The organism is Psychrobacter frigidicola (assembly GCF_007997305.1).
Taxonomy (GTDB): Bacteria; Pseudomonadota; Gammaproteobacteria; order Pseudomonadales; family Moraxellaceae; genus Psychrobacter; species Psychrobacter frigidicola.
Window position 1 is genome coordinate 144712 of the sequence record NZ_VORZ01000003.1, and the last position, 19099, is coordinate 163810.

Genomic DNA, 19099 nt, shown 5'->3' on the forward strand with positions numbered 1-19099 from the left:
AAATAAAAAGCGCCACCCCGCTCCTGTTATAACAAGAGCAGGGTGGCGCTTTTTTACTGCCTAACTTTTAGTTTATTCTTAAGTTATCGGTCTCTAAATTGCTTACTCTTTACGTCCTGTAGCTTTCATCAAGCTATTAGCAACCCACGCTGGACCAATTAACAAAAACTGTAGATCTTCAAAAAATGACGGTTTTTTACCTTCAATTTTATGTCCAACGAACTGCCCAATCCAAGCGACAATAAAAACAGCTGCCCAAACTTTGAAGCCCACTGGTAGAAATGCCATTACCGACAGGCAAATCAAGATAAATATTCCCATTGCCATAAATAGCGGTGTAGAGAGTTGCATATAAAATAGCAGTACTAAGGCACTCAGCACTAAAGTGAACCAGACTGATAGTGACATGCCCATACCTAAAATACTAATAAAAATAGTAGGCACACATAACCAATGAATTTTTTTATTAATCAGGTTTTGGTGACTGACAGCGTATTCGGACAACCATTGTTCCAATGATCGTTTTGACATCCGATGTTGACGAGTACGAGACATACTAACCTCCTTGTTAGTGAATGAATCATTAAAAATTAACAATTAGGAAGCAATTATTTAAAAGCTCTATTAACCTTTGTAGCACTATTCAGGCCAGTTCGCCACTGTATGTTTTATTCTTATCTTTATACCTGTGCCGCTTTTAAAGCATTCTGCTCGCTACGGTGCCACTCATACAATCCAACAAATGAATTGACTTGGTACACCATAGTTTGAATGGCAAAGATATAATTTCCTGACATTAAGTTGACCGTTAACCATACGAAGTTTGAAATAATCCATAGCCACCAGTTAAAGGAATAGCGCAAAATCATCGCTGCTTGTGCCGTAATCGATAATATAAAAGCGATGACGTTAATCCAAAAGAAAGAGATAAAGCCCAAAAATAGGCTGCTGTCATCTTCTACTACTGCAAAACCATAGCTGGCAAGCAAGTTATTGACAGTCGGAAACAGTGCCAGACCAATAACCATAAAGGTACCCGTAATCAGCCAAACCCATTTATTGGCCGATTTGGGTATCATGTCGCCATCAGCATCCGTATTCTTTGACCAATAAAACAGCCCGTAGACGTGGGTAAAAAAGTTAAATAGCGGCGCGAGCATTAAGCCCACTGAACCTGCCGTCGCCTGTACCACGACTTCGCCTGAAGTCGCTGCCATACCGAAACCATTACCCAGTATATTTTTGCGGAAGGACAGCGATACCACACAGATTAGGCCGATAAAGGACACGCCTAAATAAAACATGTCTAAAGTGGTGTGCTCAGTGGTTAACCAAAATCCTGCAGATAAGGCGGCTACTCCGCAAAGGAACCACGTGACAATCCATTGCATCGACCATTTTCCGGCGATGTTATCGAGTAGCTGAATGCGCATAACTCTATTGTCCTCAAAATTGTACTTAAAAAATTGCTATCAGATCTACCTATATTAAGATGCTGACAGCAAAGTTATTATTATAAATTTAGTGTGACTCAGTTTTTTTAGATGTTTTTTAAGTATATATCTTTAAAGTCAGAAAGGATGAGTATTTTATTTTTTACCATAAATATATTGGTCAATAAAGCTAACCGCTTGTTGATAACGCGCATCGTAATCTGGCTTATCAATCAGATACGGTTCAATATTATGACGAGTAAAAATAGCCAATAACCGCTGCTCAAAACGTCCACGTGCATCCGGATTACCCAAGGAGCGCATGCCATCAGCAACCCATGGCGTATTGTTATCGAGCATAATAGTATGGTCCAAACGGAACTCATCAACACAGGCGGTAACGAATGGATGCGTACGACCCTCATATTCCTCACAAAATGCTTGTGTGGTTACAAAGTCAGTATCAATGATAGTTACTGGCGCGGTAGCATTAGCGGCTGCCTCGCGTATCGCTTGAGCATGATTGAGGGCAATGGGGCCATAGTCGCTGTATTGCAGCCCAATCTCACTACCGCCCAAATCTGTGCCTACATACAGCCGCCCCATCTCTAATACAAAGCTGGCACCATAATAGTTGGCAAGCTTATGCACTAACGTGGTTTTACCTGAGCTTTCACCGCCGACAATAGCCACGGTCTTAGTATAGTCACCACGCGCTTGCGGATGAATCGCTGACCAATAGCCAATAGGGTCACAAGCGATAGCATAAGAATCGAACTCTAGTTGCAATGGGGTAGTGATGACCGTCATTGCTAATTGCTCACGCGTACCGTCTTGCGCCAATGGGTGGTTTTCAGCAATGAATAATACGGCGTCAGTTGGCAAACTCAAATCATCAATAACGCGCTGCAGCTTAGCATTACTGGCAGGAATATCTATTGACACATCATCGAAGTTTTCATGTAAAGGTAGCGCGATTTCATCAGTGGTATGAATTTGGATAAATGGCAGCTCAGCACAAGCCATCTGTAGCCAACGCGCTTTATCTTGCAAAGTAATATTAAAGTTAGGATGTGGTGCAGGATGTGTGGTGATAATAATGTGTAGGATTTTTGCCTGACCAGCAGCAGCCAAAATACTGCGCATCTCTCCCAAATGCAGTGGTTCAAAATGACCGATTATAATACCTGTATTGACCATGATAGACCTTATATTATGAGTTATAAATTTTATCGTATGTGAATGGACGGCCGACTTAGCCTATAAATAAACTATGAGCATGGTATAAAGGTTTGCGAGCTGATACAGGTAGGTTATTGTAAAAAGTGACAAGATTATAATAAGTAGATGTAAAAAGGGCGGGTTGCTAGCAATCATATAGCAGCGTCACCGTAATAATAGAGCAATAAGCCTACTTCTGAAACATTTTGAAATAATTATTTAAAATCAGGGGGTTATAGACTATTAATGAGAGCTAAAAGCAAGTTTGGTTAGCATAAAGTCACAAAGTACACCTACTTTGCCAACAGTCAATCAATATATGCTTGCTATACTTATTCTTAAGTTAAACAGACTAATTAAAAGAGGTATGAGTCTTGGCTAAATTAGCAAAGTTACATCGCTCAAATAATAATAAGATGATTGCTGGTGTCATGGGTGGTATCGCAGAATATGTAGGCTGGTCTCCAATGTGGGTGCGGTTGCTATTCGTTATCGTATCTTCCCTAAGCGCAGCAGTGCCGGGTATTTTAATTTATATTGTTCTATGGATTATTATGCCAAAAGCTACTGGTCAATCTTATCAATAACTAAGCACTAGCTACTAAAACTAAGCACTAGCTACTAAAAAATTTAAGTAAAATGAAGAAATATTAGCTCATAAAAAACAAAAGCCTGACTAACAGGATACCGGTAATACACTTTTCCTCCTACCCAGATGTTCATTCATCTGGGTATTTTTTTTGTACGTGATAAAAAGAGCAGACGATATAAATTTAATTACTGTAAATATGGATAAAATAGCCGTTTTTTAGTAAGGTAAGCAGGTTAATAGACAGGTAGCCGCATAGGCTGCACAAACTTGTCGCTTGAACGCGGCTTAAGTTTGGTCTAACCCTTTTCATTCCACAGTGACTTTCCTATGACATCGCAACCGCTGACTTTCCAAGACTTAATTTTAACCCTACAAAATTACTGGGCAGATAGGGGCTGCGTAATACTGCAACCTTACGATATGGAAGTAGGTGCCGGTACTTTTCATACCGCTACTTTCTTGCGCTCGTTAGGGCCTGAGCGCTGGAACGCCGCTTATGTGCAGCCGTCCCGCCGTCCAACTGATGGGCGCTATGGTGATAACCCCAATCGTCTGCAACACTATTATCAGTTCCAAGTGGTGCTCAAGCCCAATCCGCCCAATATGCAAGAGCTATATTTAGGCTCGCTAAAAGCCATTGGTATTGATCCGCTAGTGCATGACGTACGTTTTGTTGAAGACAACTGGGAATCACCAACGTTAGGCGCGTGGGGTCTGGGTTGGGAGATTTGGCTCAACGGCATGGAAGTCACCCAGTTTACTTACTTCCAGCAAGTCGGCGGTATTGAGTGCTTCCCAGTTACTGGTGAGATTACTTATGGTCTTGAGCGCTTGGCAATGTATGTGCAAGGCGTTGATAGCGTTTATGATTTGGTATGGGCGGACGGTGAATTTGGCCGCGTCACTTATGGCGATGTCTTTCATCAAAACGAAGTAGAGCAGTCCACTTATAACTTTGAGCATGCCGATGTGCCAAAAATGGGCGAGCTCTTTGACTTCTATGAGCAGCAAGCGGATAAGTTGGTGGAAGCAGGTTTGCCGTTACCGGCCTATGAGATGGTGCTAAAAGCCTCACATGCTTTTAATTTACTAGATGCTCGTGGCGCTATTTCAGTCACTGAGCGTCAGCGCTTTATTCTACGTGTACGTACGTTATCGCGGAAGGTTGCTTTGGGTTATGTTGAAGCCCGAGCGAAATTAGGTTTCCCATTGGCTGATGAGGCGCATCGCCAAGCTGCTTTGGATAAGTATTTGCCTAAAGAGGCGCATGCTGAAGTTAGTGAAGATAAGCAAGCTGCTAAAAATAAATCTACCCAAAAAAATAATAAATAGGAGCATCCCATGACTACCATTTTGTTTGAACTGGGGTGTGAAGAACTACCGCCAAAAAGTCTGAAGAATCTACGTGATGCGCTACAAGCTAGCGTTAGAGCTCAGCTAAACGAGGCTGATATTAGCTTTGACAGCATGAAAGCCTTTGCGGCACCACGCCGTTTGGCCTTACAGATTCAAGGTATTTCTGATAAGCAACCAGACCGTAGCGAGCAAAAGCGTGGCCCTGCTATCAAAGCGGCCTTTGATACCGATGGTAATCCGACACGTGCGGCAATGGGCTTTGCTAAAGGTTTGGGTATTGAGGCCAGTGAGTTGATTACCATCAATACCGATAAAGGTGACTATGTGGGCTTCGAGCAAGTCCTGCATGGCAAAGCGACTGCTGAACTATTACCGCAAATATTCCAAACCGCACTTGATAACTTGCCCATTGCCAAGCGTATGCGTTCAGGTACTAGCCGCGATGAGTTTGTGCGTCCGGTACAGTGGGCGGTACTGATGCAAGATGACAGTGTGATTAATAGCACTATTCAAGGCCATCAGACTGGACAGCAGACACGCGGCCATCGCTTCCACAGTCCTGATTATCATACGATTAACCATGCCAATGACTATGAGTCATTGCTAGATAGCTTAAAAGTAATTGCTGATTTTGATAAGCGTCAAAACCTGATTAGTCATCAAGTTAAAGCACTGGCAGACGAGATTAATGCCAAGGCGATTGTACCGCAGGATTTATTGGATGAAGTGACCGCTTTGGTCGATTTCCCCATTGCTTTGCGTGCCAGCTTTGAGGCGCGCTTTTTACAAGTACCGCAAGAAGCGCTTATTTCAACCATGCAGGCCGATCAAAAGTATTTTTGTCTGACTGATAAAGAAGGCACTTTGCAGCCTTATTTTATCTTTATCACTAATATCGAATCAAAAGATGCCAGTCAAATCATCGAAGGCAATGAAAAAGTGGTGCGTCCACGTTTGGCTGATGCTGAGTTCTTTTTCTTGCAAGACCAAAAGCAGCCGTTATTTGCATTGACCGAAAGTCTAAAAACGCGCGTATTCCAAGATCAGCTAGGCACTATTTGGGAGAAGTCTGAGCGCATTGCCAAGCTTGCCGCCTTTATTGCGGCTTTATTGCAGCAGCAAGGCAAGCAAATTGATATTGATGACACAGTACGCGCTGCTATATTGTCAAAAGCTGATTTGGCCAGCTCGCTAGTGGGTGAATATCCTGATTTGCAAGGCATTGCGGGTACGTATTATGCGCGCCTTAATGGTGAGCCTGAGGCCGTGGCTGCCAGCTTAGAAGAGCAGTATTTACCGAAGTTTAGCGGCGATGCGCTCCCGCAAACGCCTATCGGAATCTGCTTAGCTTTGGCCGATCGCTTGGATACGCTAGTCGGTATCTTTGGGATTGGCCAAGCGCCGACAGGTTCAAAAGACCCGTTTAGTTTGCGCCGTTCAGCTATTGGAATTTTGCGTATTTTGATTGAAAAGCAGTTGCCAATTAATCTAGTGGCTTTAGTGGAACAAGCCATTAAGAACTACGCTGATACCGATGGCAGTAAAATAGCGAAGATGGGCGATACTTTTACCCAAGTGATGGCCTTCCTAAACTCTCGCTATCGGGCGATGTATACTGAGCAAGGTGTCAGCGTTGATACTATTCAGGCCGTGCAAGCGATTAATCCGCATATGCCACTTGATTTTGATCAGCGTATTCGTGCAGTGCAAGCCTTTAGTGAGTTACCAGAAGCGGAACCACTCGCCGATTCTAATAAGCGTGTAGCTAACATTTTAGCTAAGTCGGAAGTAGCAGTTGCTGATAAAGTTGATGAGGCTCTACTATCTGAGCCTGCTGAACAAGCTTTGTATAGTGCGGTACATCAAGCACAAACGGCTGTGCAACCACTATTAGCGCAAGCTAATTACACGCAAGTATTGCAAACTTTGGCCAGCTTAGATCAGCCGTTAACCCAGTTCTTCGATGGGGTGATGGTTAATAGTGACGATGCCGCCCTTAAAAATAACCGCTTAGCGTTATTGAAACAAGTACGGGCATTGTTTCTGACTGTCGCAGATATCAGTGAGCTACAGTTATGAGTTGGTAATCATAGAATTGTCGTTATAGGGTATTCATTCTTATTTTATCTGCATAAAAAACTGGCTACATGAAAGCCAGTTTTTTTATGCAAATGCGCTTATTAAATAATAACAGCTGTTAAGCTTGCTAGTAATTAAACTGCGCAATGATTGTGCTATAGGCGCAATTTACAGTAAACTTTATCCTATATTCTCAGCTTATTAACTCTAGTTTATTAAACATAGCTCGTTAATATAAGTTCATTAACCTAAGTTTATTAATTTTAGTTTATTAATTTTAGTTCATTAACCACTATTCCAAGGAGCACTGCCGTGTTTGCCATTATTATAATTATCATTATAGTTTGGATTTCAATGTGGATTTTTTATAAGGTCATGTATCCGCGCCCGCCAAAGAGCATGATGCCGCAAGAAGGCGATATCACTGAGCCGCGCAATTGTAACTTTTGTGGGCATAGCTTAGCTGAGTATCGCGGTGTCCTTGAGACTCCTCCTGTTAATCTTGATACTAGCAATATAGTCGATGATATTGACGCTACTACCAAAGCTAGCGTCATAAAAGCCAATAACGAGCTTTTCTTTTGCAATTATGAACACCAAGCCGACTTCCATGCTGGTAAAACTTATTCCTCGCGAAACTAAGTCTTTATTCAGTAGCTAAACAACTTATAAAATAGACTGAGCATCGAGCATGATTTTACTCAATAGCGCTACTGACTTTTCGGTCTCATACCGCTGGTCTTCATCGATTTTACTCTGCGAATGAATTTTTTCGTATAAGTTTAAGCAGCACAGTACTAAGAGGTTTTCTTGCGGTAAGTTTGGTGCGTCTTTTTTAATATCTAAGACGAAATTGTTAATGTAATACACCGCTGAGCGCAACTCTTCCTCCTCATTAACAGGGCAGTATATTTGATACGTAACCCCAGCAATAACGATATCAACTTTCTTCATTTGCGGCTTTTCGGCTTCAGTTGTTTCGGGGCTAACATCTGATATTTTTGGTTCGGCGACTAAGTCAGGAGTTGCCGTTTGTATTTGTCCAGTTTGGACATTGGTATTGTGTTCAGATGTTTTATTATCTTCAGTCTGAGCGTTCTTTGTGTCAGTGCGGTCATTGGTCATAAGAAATCCTACAAAGTATTAGAATATGTATAAAATAATAGGCCTATGAAATACAGTGAATGTAATCGTTAGTATTTAAAAGCTATTTTTCATTAATAGAGTTTTTTAAGTAACAGATGTTAGGCAAAAAATATTAGCCGTTCACTTGATCAATACGCGTTAGACGATTTAAAACGACTTGAGTACGTTCGGATGCCAGCCGATTTTTTTCTTGTAACTCACTGTTTTGCTTTTTGAGCTCGTTATTCTGCTGCTGTAGCGACTTACTTTGCTGCTGCAAATCGTTCAATTGTTTTTGCAGTTTGTCTTGATCTTCACCTATCATATGATGGGCTTCTGCAAGGCTTTGATAACGCTTGTCAAGCTCACTAAATTGCTTTTTGACGGTATCGCGTTCGGCATAGCTACTATCGAGCTTGGATTTGAGCGCTGCTAACTCTTTGGGGTCAGTATTCGGTTGCTGTTTGTGACTATTGAGTTCAGCACTGACCAGCTGATATTTTTTTTTGATGTCGAGTATCGTTTTTTCTAGGTTTTCGAGTTGATCATACATAGTCAGTGTTTACCCTTAAGTAAGTGCGTGAATGAATTTTGGCAGATACGTTTAATAATGCCATAGGTGACCGCATTATATCTATATCAACAAAGTAATTGCAGTTATTGCGCTTTGTTTTTCACTTTTATGAGTCGCCGCCCTAATAATATTGTAAGGCTGCGACTCATGCTAATGAATAAGCGCCTATTAATACAATATACGCTAATTAACTATTAGGATGAGCTTTATGAATGACAATATTTCTGGCTGGAACACTTGGTGTAAAGCGTTTGATGAATGGACTGATGTGTCTGTCAGTGAGATACACGGGTTTATGACTGGCCTGATGACAGCTTGCGAGGCACCTGATGAGCAAGGTTGGGCTACAGTACTTAATGAGCTGAGCTTTTCGCCACTACCGGATGAGGCGCTAACTTTGCTTACTGAAGAGGCTGAAGACACGGTCTTTCAGCTCAAAGATAAAGACGACGCCTATTCTTATACCCCGTTAGTTCCGGATGATGAACATGACTTATACGAGCGAGTAATGGCATTGAAGCAGTGGTCTAATGGTTTTATGACTGGCTTTGGTATTACTGATTGTCGTTTGACGGCTGAAGAAAACGAGATGCTCACAGATTTGGCAAAAATCGGTGGTATTCGTTTAGAAGACGATGAAGAATACGAGGGCGGCGAAGAGTCTTATCTTTATATTTACGAGTTTGCACGTATGGTGCCGGTTAGTTTTGCTACGCGTCAGCGTAAAACGGTGAAAGACTTGGCATTGATTGCAGGACTCTCGATGGATGCTAAAACTACTAAAGAGCTGCAAGCAGAAGGTAAATTACCAAAACCTATACCGCCAGTGGTTAATGTGATGAACCAAAACAATCCTTCTTAATTAGTGTCACTTTTTTTAAAAAACAACTGATCATAAATATAATCTTAAAAGCTTGGCTATATTTAGTAAGTTTCATTAGTAATACGGCGACTGGTTTATTTATGAATATCACTAATTAATTTATATGCTAGTGATTGGCTTATCCACTAATAGCATAGCGAGTCGCCGTATTAATGTCTACAGTAGTGAGTGCTATACATAAATGTTATAAATGAAAAAACACCGTTGATAATATAACTAGCCTCAAAGCTATAAAAATAAAATAATAGGGAAAATAAATTATGATAAATAACAATGATAAACAATATTTGCGCCGCTGTATTGAGCTGGCAACTGAAGCTTTAGAGGCAGGTGACGAGCCTTTTGGTAGCGTACTGGTTGATAGTAAAGGTACTGTGCTGAACGAAGACCGTAACCGCGCCAATACGGTTGATGCCACTTATCATCCTGAGATTGCAGTCGCGCGCTGGGCAGCAAAAAACATGACTGCTGAAGAGCGCGCCAAAGCCGTGGTTTATACTTCAGGAGAGCATTGCGCGATGTGTTCAGCGGCTCATGCTTGGGCAGGCTTAGGACGCATTGTTTATATCAGCTCATCCAAGCAATTGGGTGAGTGGATGGCTGAGATGGGCGTAGAATCTACCTCACCGATTAAGGCGCTAGCCATTCAAGAAGTGGCTCCTAATGTACCCGTTGAAGGCCCCATTACTGGCTTTGATGAGGAAGTAAAAGAGTTGCAACGCCGTGCCCAGCAACAAGCCTAAAGATTATAGCTAATGTCGTTACAGTGACTTTTAATATCGTTTTTATACGATAAGGATATCCAATGCCTCCATATAATAGCAAGCATAGTTATAATAACTATATGCTTAACGATAGCAGCCATAACGATAATGAGCCTAGTATTGTTACTTCTTATCCTGAGCAAAGTATTGATTGGCTAACGCGGTTGATTGCTTTTGATACGGTCAGTCGTCATTCCAACTTAGCGCTGATTAAAGATGTGAAGACTTATTGTGAGCAGCTGGGCTTGCTGGTAGATTTGACCTTTAATGAGGCGCAAGACAAAGCCAATTTATTTGTCACTGTACCAGCGGGCAAAGCGGGCGGTATAGTTAATAATGGTTTAGTGCTGTCAGGTCATACCGATGTGGTGCCTGTTGATGGGCAAGATTGGACGTCTGAGCCGTTTACCGCCACTATTCGGGGCTCGCGTCTGTATGGGCGCGGAGCTTGCGATATGAAAGGCTTTATTGCCTGCGCATTAACGCTATTACCTCGTGCCGCTGAGTTGTCTAAAAGTGGCCAATTAAAGCGTCCATTACATTTAGCATTATCGTTTGATGAAGAAGTCGGCTGCTTAGGAGCACCATTAATCTTGGCAGATTTAAAGGCGCGAGGTATCACCCCTGATTATTGTATCGTTGGTGAGCCTACTAATATGACCATGGTTGTCGCGCATAAAGGCATTGCGGTTTATCGCTGCCGCGTCCATGGCAAATCTGCGCATTCGTCACTGACCACGCAAGGCGTCAATGCCATCAGCTATGCCAGCCGGATGGTAGATTTTGTTGATGATTTGGCTCAAGAATTAAGTGTCCGTCACGATGGTGATGCGCTGTTTGATGTGCCTTATTCAACGCTATCCATAGGAACCATTCAAGGCGGTACGGCGACTAATATCGTTCCTAATCTGTGTGAGTTTACTTTTGATTATCGTAATCTTCCGCATATGACTCAAGAGGATATTCTCGCGCCTATTCAAGCAAAAGTAGCTGAGCTTAGCGCCCAGATGCAAGCGCGTGCGCCAGAGACTGGTATTGAGTTACTGCAAGAAGTTGGTGTGCCAGCAATGACCGATAGTGATAGCGCCGAGCTCCAACAACTGATAGCCGCGCTCACCAGTGATAATAAACGCCATAAAGTTGCCTACGCTACTGAAGGCGGGCAGTTTACCAATGCTGGTATCCCTACCATAATTTGCGGTCCCGGTAGTATTGAGCAAGCGCACAAAGCCGATGAGTATGTGGAGCTGAATGAGCTTGAACGTTGCGATAGTTTTTTACAGCGTCTGCTAGACAGTTGCTGTTAGGCGGCTGTTGTTAAAGCGCTGCTATTGTAGAGTACCGATTAATGCTGTGAGCTTGGCAATCGTAAAATATTTTTAATCTTAATTAGTATAAAATACACCGTCTTTATGGCGGTGTTCTTTATTTAAAGAAAAGAGTTTTAGAATCGCAATATTTTAACTTAAACATTTTTAAACGATAATTTAGGGGTTGGTTGATGTCTTGGCATCTGTTTGCGGTATTTTTTGCAAGTACGTTTTTTATATCGGCCACCCCAGGCCCCAACATGCTGCTGGCATTTCAGTATGGTCTTAATTATGGCGTAAAGCGCACGCTATGGACGCTGGCAGGTCTCAGCGTCGGGTTATTTATTTTGCTGCTATCAACATTGCTGGGACTAGACGTTATTAGTCGCCAGTCCCCGTGGTTGTTAACTTTAATTAAGGCAGTTGGCGGCTTATATTTACTTTATTTAGGGGTCAGCTCATGGCGTAATGCGGGTGATAGCGGCAGCTTGATGACCGATGCCCAAGCGATGAGCGCAGAAATTGACTCCAGCTATCCGGATATGAAAGCTATTAATAACACACCAGCACCGCGCTCGTTATCTAGTGCCGCAGTTAAGGCCGTCCCTAATGATTTTATCCTATTTCGTACAGGTGTTTGGGTCGCTTTATCAAATCCAAAAGCGATTTTATTTTTTGCCGCTTTCTTCCCAAAATTTATTAATTTTAATCTACCGTTATGGCCGCAATATATCGCTTTAACTTTAGGACTGTATTTAAGTGAAACCATTTGGCAGCTCATTTATACTCTTGGTGGCAAAAAACTATCGGGCTGGCTAGATGTTGGTGAGCGCTTAGCTTGGCTTAATCGTGGTTGTGGGGTTATTTTTATACTTATTGCAGCAGCGTTACTAATTGAAGTTTCTAGTAGTGTTATGAGTTTATAAGAATAGTTTAAAAATAATTAATTTAATATTAAAAAATAAATTACGATAGAGTGTTAATAAGAAATATTTATCTAAAAATAATATTGATTAAATAAAAAATATTGACATTGTGTTTTAAACCGTTATTATAATCACATATTATCAATTAACGTTAAATGGTTTTAGTCATTTAGCATATCCTATTAAATCTGCTATCGTCAATCATTGGTGATGAGCCACAACCTATGGAGAAATTATTATGTCACACCCAAATACTAAGACGTTGTTAAAGATTGAGACCGTGAATACGATGACAGCAGTAATGACCTCGAACAGGTTGGGCTAAGCACTTATAGCAGCTATGAGTCAATACTTCAGTACTAACCTCTATACCTATCCGCTTTACTATACCCTATTAAGTCAACTGCACTACATTATATCTCCGGTAGTACTAGAAACTACTGCGTGGATATTATTTATCTATCGCATCATGCTCATAATCTCTCAACTCCTTATAACGTCCAAAAAATAGTGATACATTATTATTGATTTCTTTGAATAGATTTTAATAATGATAACGGTATTCTATTGCCTTTTTTTATTAATATTAATTTTTAATCTTATTAAATTAGTATAGATAAATATTGTCTAAAATTGGTAATTATAAATTAAATATATAGTCATAAAATATATATAAAGAATTAAAATTGGAAAAATAATTAATGAGTATTCAATTAACTTTAAATGAAAATGGCAAACATGGTGTGCCAATTAAGATTTATACCACTGATATAGACCAAGGGGCGTTGCAACAACTGCGCAATTTGGCGCAGTTGGAGTTTGTGCACTCTCATATTGCCGTGATGCCTGACGTACATGTTGGCATTGGCGCGACAGTAGGCAGCGTGATTCCTACTAAATCAGCCATTATTCCAGCGGCAGTCGGGGTCGATATTGGTTGCGGTATGAATGCAGTTCGCCTGTCATTAACGGCTAGCGATTTGCCCGATAGCTTACGGACTATAAGGCAAGTAGTCGAGCAGCAAGTTCCCGTTGGTTTTAATATGCATAAGCAAATTAAAGTTAAAATGTCGACCCTGGACCCGCTGGCCAAACGTTTACAGCCCATCACTGATAAGCATCCAGGTCTATTAAAGATGCTGAAAGGTTTTGAGCGTACTTGGGCGAAGCAATTAGGCACGCTGGGCGGTGGTAATCACTTTATCGAGCTATGTTTAGATGAGAATAATGATGTCTGGGTGATGCTGCATTCAGGCAGTCGCGGCATTGGCAATTGTATTGGCCGCTACTTTATTAGTTTGGCTAAAAAGGAGCGTCAATCGCGCTTTGGCCATGTGCCTGACCGTGATTTGGCTTATTTTGCTGAAGGCTCGGCTAGCTTTGCTGACTATATTGAGGCGGTCGAATGGGCGCAAGACTATGCGCTAGAGAACCGCCGCGAGATGATGCGTTTGGTTATCCAAGCGTTACAGTCGCCACAAGCAGGGTTGCCCACTTTTCAGCTGACCAAAGAAGCGATTAATTGTCATCATAACTATGTGAATGAAGAAGTGCATTTTGGTGAACAGGTTTATGTCACCCGCAAAGGCGCGATTAGTGCTTATGTCGATGAGCTAGGGATTATCCCCGGTTCTATGGGTGCAAAGTCCTTTATTGTGCGCGGCCTTGGAGACAGCCAATCGTTTTGCTCGTGCTCCCATGGGGCAGGGCGACGCATGAGCCGCAGTAAAGCGGGGCGCACCTTTACCGTTGATGAGCTAAAAGCGCAGACTGAGGGCGTTGAATGTCGCAAAGACAAAAGTGTTCTTGATGAGATTCCGGGTGCGTATAAAGACATTGATGAAGTAATGGCCAATCAAGCTGACTTAGTAGAAGTGGTGCATACGCTGAAGCAAGTCATGTGTGTTAAAGGCTAATAGCAAACCTGCAAATCACCTTAGCGCTGTCAGACTGGTTTAATGTACTAGCGGTACAATTTGTACTCGTCTTTCTCGCTAAGGTGATTTTTGCAAGCAGTAACATTATAAATTAGATAAAATATTAGAAGTATAGGTAAAATCATGAGCTTAAAAGAAACCCTTAAGCAAGCCAAACAGATTGAACGCCAGTTAGAGCAGCAATCACTAGGCGCAGTCAAACCGCGCAATTATTTGGCACTGAATCCATTACTGAGAAAAGGTGGTATTCATGAAAAAGAAGATATCGATATTGTGCGTAAACAACGTCGCCGTGAGACTAAGCAAAATTTGCGGCAGACAGATTGGTTGTCAGAGTAACGGTAAACATTAGATATTAAGTATTAAATATTCACCCATAAAAAAGCCGTTCACTGCTATAGATAGTGAACGGCTTTTCTTATTTACTCAAAATCATTTCTGGAAATGTCAAGCAAGCACTTCGATTAGCTCACCTTTTACCATATGCGGGCTGACAAAATCAGTGATACGGACATTGACGATTTTGCCCAGTAGCTCGTCCATTTTATCTTCATCATAAGGGAACATCACCGTGCGGGTATTGTCCGCCGTACCAATTAAACAATCTAGATGGCGATTGGCAATTTGCTCAACCAACACACGGGCGGTAGTGCCAACCATGTCATGCGACTTTTGTAGTGTTGAGTCGATAATCACCTGTTGGAATTCTGCCAAGCGTGCTTTTTTGGTGGCAAAGCTCACATCATCGGGCAGTTCTGAGGCCGGCGTACCCGGACGTTTAGAATAGATAAAGCTATAAGAATGATCAAAGTTTAAGTCTTTTGCCAAGTTTAATGTGTCTTGAAAATCAGCATCGGTCTCACCGGGGAAGCCAATAATAAAGTCGCTAGATAAATGAATGTCTGGGCGTACTGCTTTTAGCTTTTCGATTTGAGTGGTATAGACATCAATGGTATGGTTACGTTTCATCGCCGCCAATATCGCATTGGAGCCACTTTGTACCGGCAGATGTAGATGCGAGACCAGCTCTGGCAATTGCGCATAAGCATCGATAATATCATCGGTAAATTCTAGCGGATGGCTGGTAGTGTAGCGAATACGCTCAACACCATCGACGTGCGAGACGTAATGTAATAGCTCAGCAAAGCGGCAAATACTGCCGTCATCTTTTTCGCCGCGATAGCCGTTGACGTTTTGACCCAATAGATTAATCTCACGTACCCCTTGCGCTGCTAAACTGTCAATCTCGGCTAATACATCATCAAGTGGACGCGATAACTCTTCGCCGCGGGTATAAGGCACCACGCAGAATGAGCAATATTTTGAGCAGCCTTCCATAATCGAGACAAAAGCTTTAAACCCATCGACTTTTGGCTCTGGCAAGAAATCGAACTTTTCGATACTAGGGAAAGAGATATCAATGGTACCAATACGATTCTTGGGTGCGATATCACGTTGCTGATTTGATTGGTCGTACAGCTCTGGCAAACGGTGCAAGGTCTGAGGACCGAAGACCATGTCGACATAAGGGGCGCGCTTTTGAATATTATCGCCTTCTTGCGAGGCCACACAGCCACCGACACCTATTACTAAGTCGGGACGTTTCTCTTTTAGTTTGCGCCAGCGACCCAGCTCTGAAAATACTTTTTCTTGTGCTTTTTCGCGAATAGAGCAAGTATTCATGAGCAGTACATCAGCTTCGTCGATATTATGCGTCACTTGCATACCGTGCGAATCACCGAGCACATCGAGCATTTTGTCAGAGTCGTAGACATTCATCTGACAACCTTGAGTGGCGATAAATACTTTTTTTATTGTGGATGTTGATGCCTCTGTTGGTGCTTGGGCAGACGGTGGTGCTACGAGTACATTGACAGCAGACGTGTTGGTAGCCGTCTCAATACGGGGGTCAAATACGGTAACACTCATAAGCAAAATCCATGATTTTAAAATAAGGCAATAAATTATAATGGCGCAAGCGCATTAATGGTGGTGTATTTTATCATAATCAATAGCTAATGTGAAAAGTAACGATACAGGGTTGGCTGTAATTGTGAAAGATATCTATAATATTATCAATTACTTATCTTGCTTATTTAAGACGCTTCATCTATTACGAACCATTTATAGCTATCATAAGAGGATAATAGGATTAAATTTTAGTCAGATTGTTTGTTATATCACTATTGTGTTACACCGCACTGTCATCTTTATTGATAAATGGTAAGGGCAGTAGTTGATAGCTAACCGAATATAGTATGATGAACATCACATAGTGCGTAAGAATATATTAATATTAAAAGACTGTTAAAAAGCACGAATATTCAATAAACATTGAGATAATAAAGAGAGTAAGTATGACAAAGCAGCCTGCTGCCGCCCGCAACCCTCATTCTAGTAGCGCCATTCACGAGAACCTCACCGGTACACTTAAATATATAAGCCAGCCACCAAAGCATTGTAATGGTATGAACATGGCCCGCGGCAAAGGACACTCACTACGAGTCGGTGCCTTTAGTGTAGTGGCAGCAATGAGTGCCCTTGGGGTATCGCAGGTGGCCTGTGCGCAACCTGCTCCTTATGGTGGTTATCAGCAGGATAGTAGCATTAACTCCTTTAACGCTGCAGCGCAAGCCGCGAGTCGTGGTGATGTCAATGCCTTATATGGCTATGAGCAGCAAATGAGTGGCGGCTTATTTGCCATGTATCCGACTTATTGGCGGATGAATCTAGATTTAAATACGCAAAGCGCAGCAGCCGTATCGCAGTTTGTCCGTCAATATCCAAAGTCAGTGATGACTGAAAAGCTAGTGGCTGATTTTGCGGAAACTAAAGCGGCATCGGGCGACTATGCATCGGTGCGTCAGGTTGCAAACTTAGTTACCAATCCCGATCGTAGTGAAAGCTGTGCCATTGCGCTTGGGTTCAATCATGGTGGCGATACCATGCGTGCGCTGGCACAAAAGACAGACGTTTGGCTCAATACCACGAAGCAACCTGCATTGTGCGACCAACTCGCAACTGAGATGAATAATAATCCGCTGATTAGTAATCAGGATCGGACAGCGCGTCTTAAGCGTATGCTACGTAAAGGTAATACCGGCGATATTATGGCACTGTCATCACGCCTTGGCACGCCCATTGCTTATTCGGCACTTAGTGAGATTCAGCTTAATCCAAACGCCTTTATCAGTCGTTTTGGCAACCAACCCGCAAGCCAAGCCAATCAATATCTATATTTGTACGCTATCGGTCGTATTGCTGATAAGTCCTACCGTGAGGCGGGGCAGCAAGTAGAGTATGATATTAAACAAGACAATCAGCGCGCCAGACCATTATTGAATGAGGACACGCGCCGTTATGCTTATCGCATTCTTGGGATCAAGAGGATGGGTTTTAACACGGATGATGGCTTTGATATCGAAGCTGTTAACTGGTTCCGTAACAGCCTAGATAATGATTTTAATCAAGAAGAAGCCGAAGAGTATGCCAAAGCTGCGATTCGATTTAGTCGTTGGGATGATGTGGTTGAAGCCATCTCTAGAATGGATGACGAGATTCAAAGGTCGAAGCAGTGGCAATATTGGTTAGCGCGTGCTTATGAGCAATCAAACGATAGTAGTAAGCGTAATACTGCCAAAAAAATGTATCAGTATCTGGCTAACAGTAACGAATACTATGGGTTAATGGCAAAAGATAAAATCGGTCAAAGGTTTGATGCCAGTCGTTTGGGCACCAATTTACCAAATGTCAGTAACGCTGATCGCGCTCGCGTCATGCAAAACCCGCATTTTTCTCGTGCCTTCGCGCTATATAATGCCGACGCCAACCGCAATGATGCCAACCGTGAGTGGAACTGGGCGGTGAAGCAGGCACGTGATAATCGTGATGATAATTTAATCATTGCCGCCGCTCGTCAAGCACATGATATGGGTTGGCTTGATCGCGCAGTTTATGCTGCTGACAATACTGATAAAGCGACTGTTTTGTCGTTATCACACCCAATGCCACATCAAAGTGAGGTTGTACGTTATAGTCAAACCGCCGGTATTGATCCTGCGTGGGCGTATGGCATTATGCGTCAAGAAAGCCGATTTGTGACCTCAGCCCGCTCTAATGTGGGTGCTAGCGGTTTGATGCAGATTATGCCCGATACTGCAAAATATATCGCCCGTAATTTAGGCGAGTCATATAGCGCAACGCGCGCCAATAGCGGCGATACCAATATCCGTTATGGCACATGGTATATGAGTGACATCTTAGCCAAGCTAAACTATCAGCCCGTACTCGCAACTGCTGGTTATAACGCAGGCCCTAATAAAGCCAAGCGCTGGCAGCCTACTTATGGCTCACTGGCCGCTGATCAATATGTTGAATCGATTGCCTACGGTGAAACTCGCAATTATGTTAAGCATGTGATGGAAAATGCGACTATTTATAGCAGCTTACTCGGTCGCCCTCAATCTATCAGTCAGCGTATGGGTACGATTCCGGCAGCGTTTTAACAGTCTTCACTAATAGATGTTTTTATCAAACCATCATCCTTAGTGATGATGCTATAGAATACTAAGCAAGAAGAACAAAAAATAAGTCATTAGCCGTAACCTACTCATGGCTTATTTTTTTATACCTCATTCAACGGCGTTTACTAATCATTATTTAAGACAATTGAAATCACTTTAACATCCTTAACATCGTCATAAACACAGCAATACTTATGCTAAGTTTACGATTTTGCTATAGATTAAAAAAACAGTATTGTTACCATAACCTAAGGTGGTATCCAGCACTTATCCTAAGTTCTGAGCAACTTGCTATTCCACTCTATTTATAAGCTATTTAGTCTGTTTATTTTATTCTACTTTTAAACACTATATTCTTAACCTATTCTCACTTTTA

Annotated in this window: 17 protein-coding genes; 11 read left to right on the forward strand and 6 right to left on the reverse strand. The window is 42.2% G+C overall.

Features of this window, described 5'->3' with window-relative positions; translation table 11 throughout:
• Positions 1-102 precede the first annotated feature (102 nt).
• The 3 genes from ES754_RS09800 to nadR form a co-directional block, all read right to left on the reverse strand.
• Complete coding sequence (locus ES754_RS09800; protein WP_147224015.1) at positions 103-555, reverse strand: Mpo1 family 2-hydroxy fatty acid dioxygenase; 453 nt, start codon at positions 553-555, stop codon at positions 103-105.
• Positions 556-680: 125 nt separating this feature from the next.
• Positions 681-1433, reverse strand: a complete 753-nt coding sequence (pnuC, locus tag ES754_RS09805; protein WP_147224016.1) for a nicotinamide riboside transporter PnuC — start codon at positions 1431-1433, stop codon at positions 681-683.
• A gap of 156 nt (positions 1434-1589) precedes the next feature.
• Positions 1590-2657: a multifunctional transcriptional regulator/nicotinamide-nucleotide adenylyltransferase/ribosylnicotinamide kinase NadR gene (nadR, locus tag ES754_RS09810; protein WP_265090718.1), complete on the reverse strand. Its 1068-nt coding sequence runs from the start codon at positions 2655-2657 to the stop codon at positions 1590-1592.
• 371 nt (positions 2658-3028) lie between these two features.
• Here nadR and ES754_RS09815 point away from each other — a divergent pair, with 371 nt between their 5' ends.
• From ES754_RS09815 to ES754_RS09830, 4 genes are all read left to right on the forward strand, one after another.
• Positions 3029-3241 (forward strand): PspC domain-containing protein, encoded by a 213-nt coding sequence (locus ES754_RS09815; RefSeq protein WP_147224018.1) that lies wholly within the window; start codon positions 3029-3031, stop codon positions 3239-3241.
• 332 nt (positions 3242-3573) lie between these two features.
• On the forward strand, positions 3574-4578 hold the full coding sequence (gene glyQ / locus ES754_RS09820; RefSeq protein ID WP_170231104.1) for a glycine--tRNA ligase subunit alpha: 1005 nt from the start codon (positions 3574-3576) through the stop codon (positions 4576-4578).
• Positions 4579-4587: 9 nt separating this feature from the next.
• The gene (glyS, locus tag ES754_RS09825; protein ID WP_147224019.1) at positions 4588-6681 is read left to right on the forward strand and encodes a glycine--tRNA ligase subunit beta; all 2094 of its coding nucleotides are present in this window, start codon (positions 4588-4590) and stop codon (positions 6679-6681) included.
• Between the two features lie 312 nt (positions 6682-6993).
• A complete protein-coding gene (locus ES754_RS09830; RefSeq protein WP_227677819.1) occupies positions 6994-7323 on the forward strand; it encodes a hypothetical protein in 330 nt (109 codons plus the stop codon).
• Positions 7324-7347: 24 nt separating this feature from the next.
• Here ES754_RS09830 and ES754_RS09835 read toward each other — a convergent pair whose 3' ends face one another.
• Positions 7348-7806: a cell division protein ZapA gene (locus ES754_RS09835; RefSeq protein WP_147224020.1), complete on the reverse strand. Its 459-nt coding sequence runs from the start codon at positions 7804-7806 to the stop codon at positions 7348-7350.
• Positions 7807-7939: 133 nt separating this feature from the next.
• On the reverse strand, positions 7940-8359 hold the full coding sequence (locus tag ES754_RS09840) for a hypothetical protein (RefSeq protein WP_147224021.1): 420 nt from the start codon (positions 8357-8359) through the stop codon (positions 7940-7942).
• Positions 8360-8588: 229 nt separating this feature from the next.
• On the opposite strand from ES754_RS09840, the gene ES754_RS09845 reads away from it, so the two are divergent.
• The 6 genes from ES754_RS09845 to ES754_RS09870 all read left to right on the forward strand — a co-directional run bounded on the left by ES754_RS09845 (position 8589) and on the right by ES754_RS09870 (position 14539).
• A complete protein-coding gene (locus tag ES754_RS09845; RefSeq protein WP_147224022.1) occupies positions 8589-9242 on the forward strand; it encodes a UPF0149 family protein in 654 nt (217 codons plus the stop codon).
• Positions 9243-9523: 281 nt separating this feature from the next.
• Positions 9524-10006: a nucleoside deaminase gene (locus tag ES754_RS09850; RefSeq protein ID WP_147224023.1), complete on the forward strand. Its 483-nt coding sequence runs from the start codon at positions 9524-9526 to the stop codon at positions 10004-10006.
• A gap of 101 nt (positions 10007-10107) precedes the next feature.
• Positions 10108-11334 carry an acetylornithine deacetylase gene (gene argE / locus ES754_RS09855; protein WP_147224193.1) on the forward strand — a complete coding sequence of 409 codons (1227 nt, stop codon included), beginning with the start codon at positions 10108-10110 and terminating at the stop codon, positions 11332-11334.
• Between the two features lie 194 nt (positions 11335-11528).
• The gene (locus tag ES754_RS09860) at positions 11529-12263 is read left to right on the forward strand and encodes a LysE family translocator (RefSeq protein ID WP_147224024.1); all 735 of its coding nucleotides are present in this window, start codon (positions 11529-11531) and stop codon (positions 12261-12263) included.
• A gap of 701 nt (positions 12264-12964) precedes the next feature.
• On the forward strand, positions 12965-14179 hold the full coding sequence (locus ES754_RS09865; RefSeq protein ID WP_147224025.1) for an RtcB family protein: 1215 nt from the start codon (positions 12965-12967) through the stop codon (positions 14177-14179).
• Between the two features lie 144 nt (positions 14180-14323).
• Positions 14324-14539: a hypothetical protein gene (locus tag ES754_RS09870; RefSeq protein ID WP_147224026.1), complete on the forward strand. Its 216-nt coding sequence runs from the start codon at positions 14324-14326 to the stop codon at positions 14537-14539.
• Between the two features lie 108 nt (positions 14540-14647).
• Here ES754_RS09870 and miaB read toward each other — a convergent pair whose 3' ends face one another.
• Positions 14648-16129, reverse strand: coding sequence for a tRNA (N6-isopentenyl adenosine(37)-C2)-methylthiotransferase MiaB (miaB, locus tag ES754_RS09875; protein ID WP_147224027.1), 1482 nt, complete (start codon positions 16127-16129; stop codon positions 14648-14650).
• A gap of 545 nt (positions 16130-16674) precedes the next feature.
• On the opposite strand from miaB, the gene ES754_RS09880 reads away from it, so the two are divergent.
• Positions 16675-18705, forward strand: a complete 2031-nt coding sequence (locus tag ES754_RS09880) for a lytic transglycosylase domain-containing protein (protein WP_170231108.1) — start codon at positions 16675-16677, stop codon at positions 18703-18705.
• Positions 18706-19099: the final 394 nt, after the last annotated feature.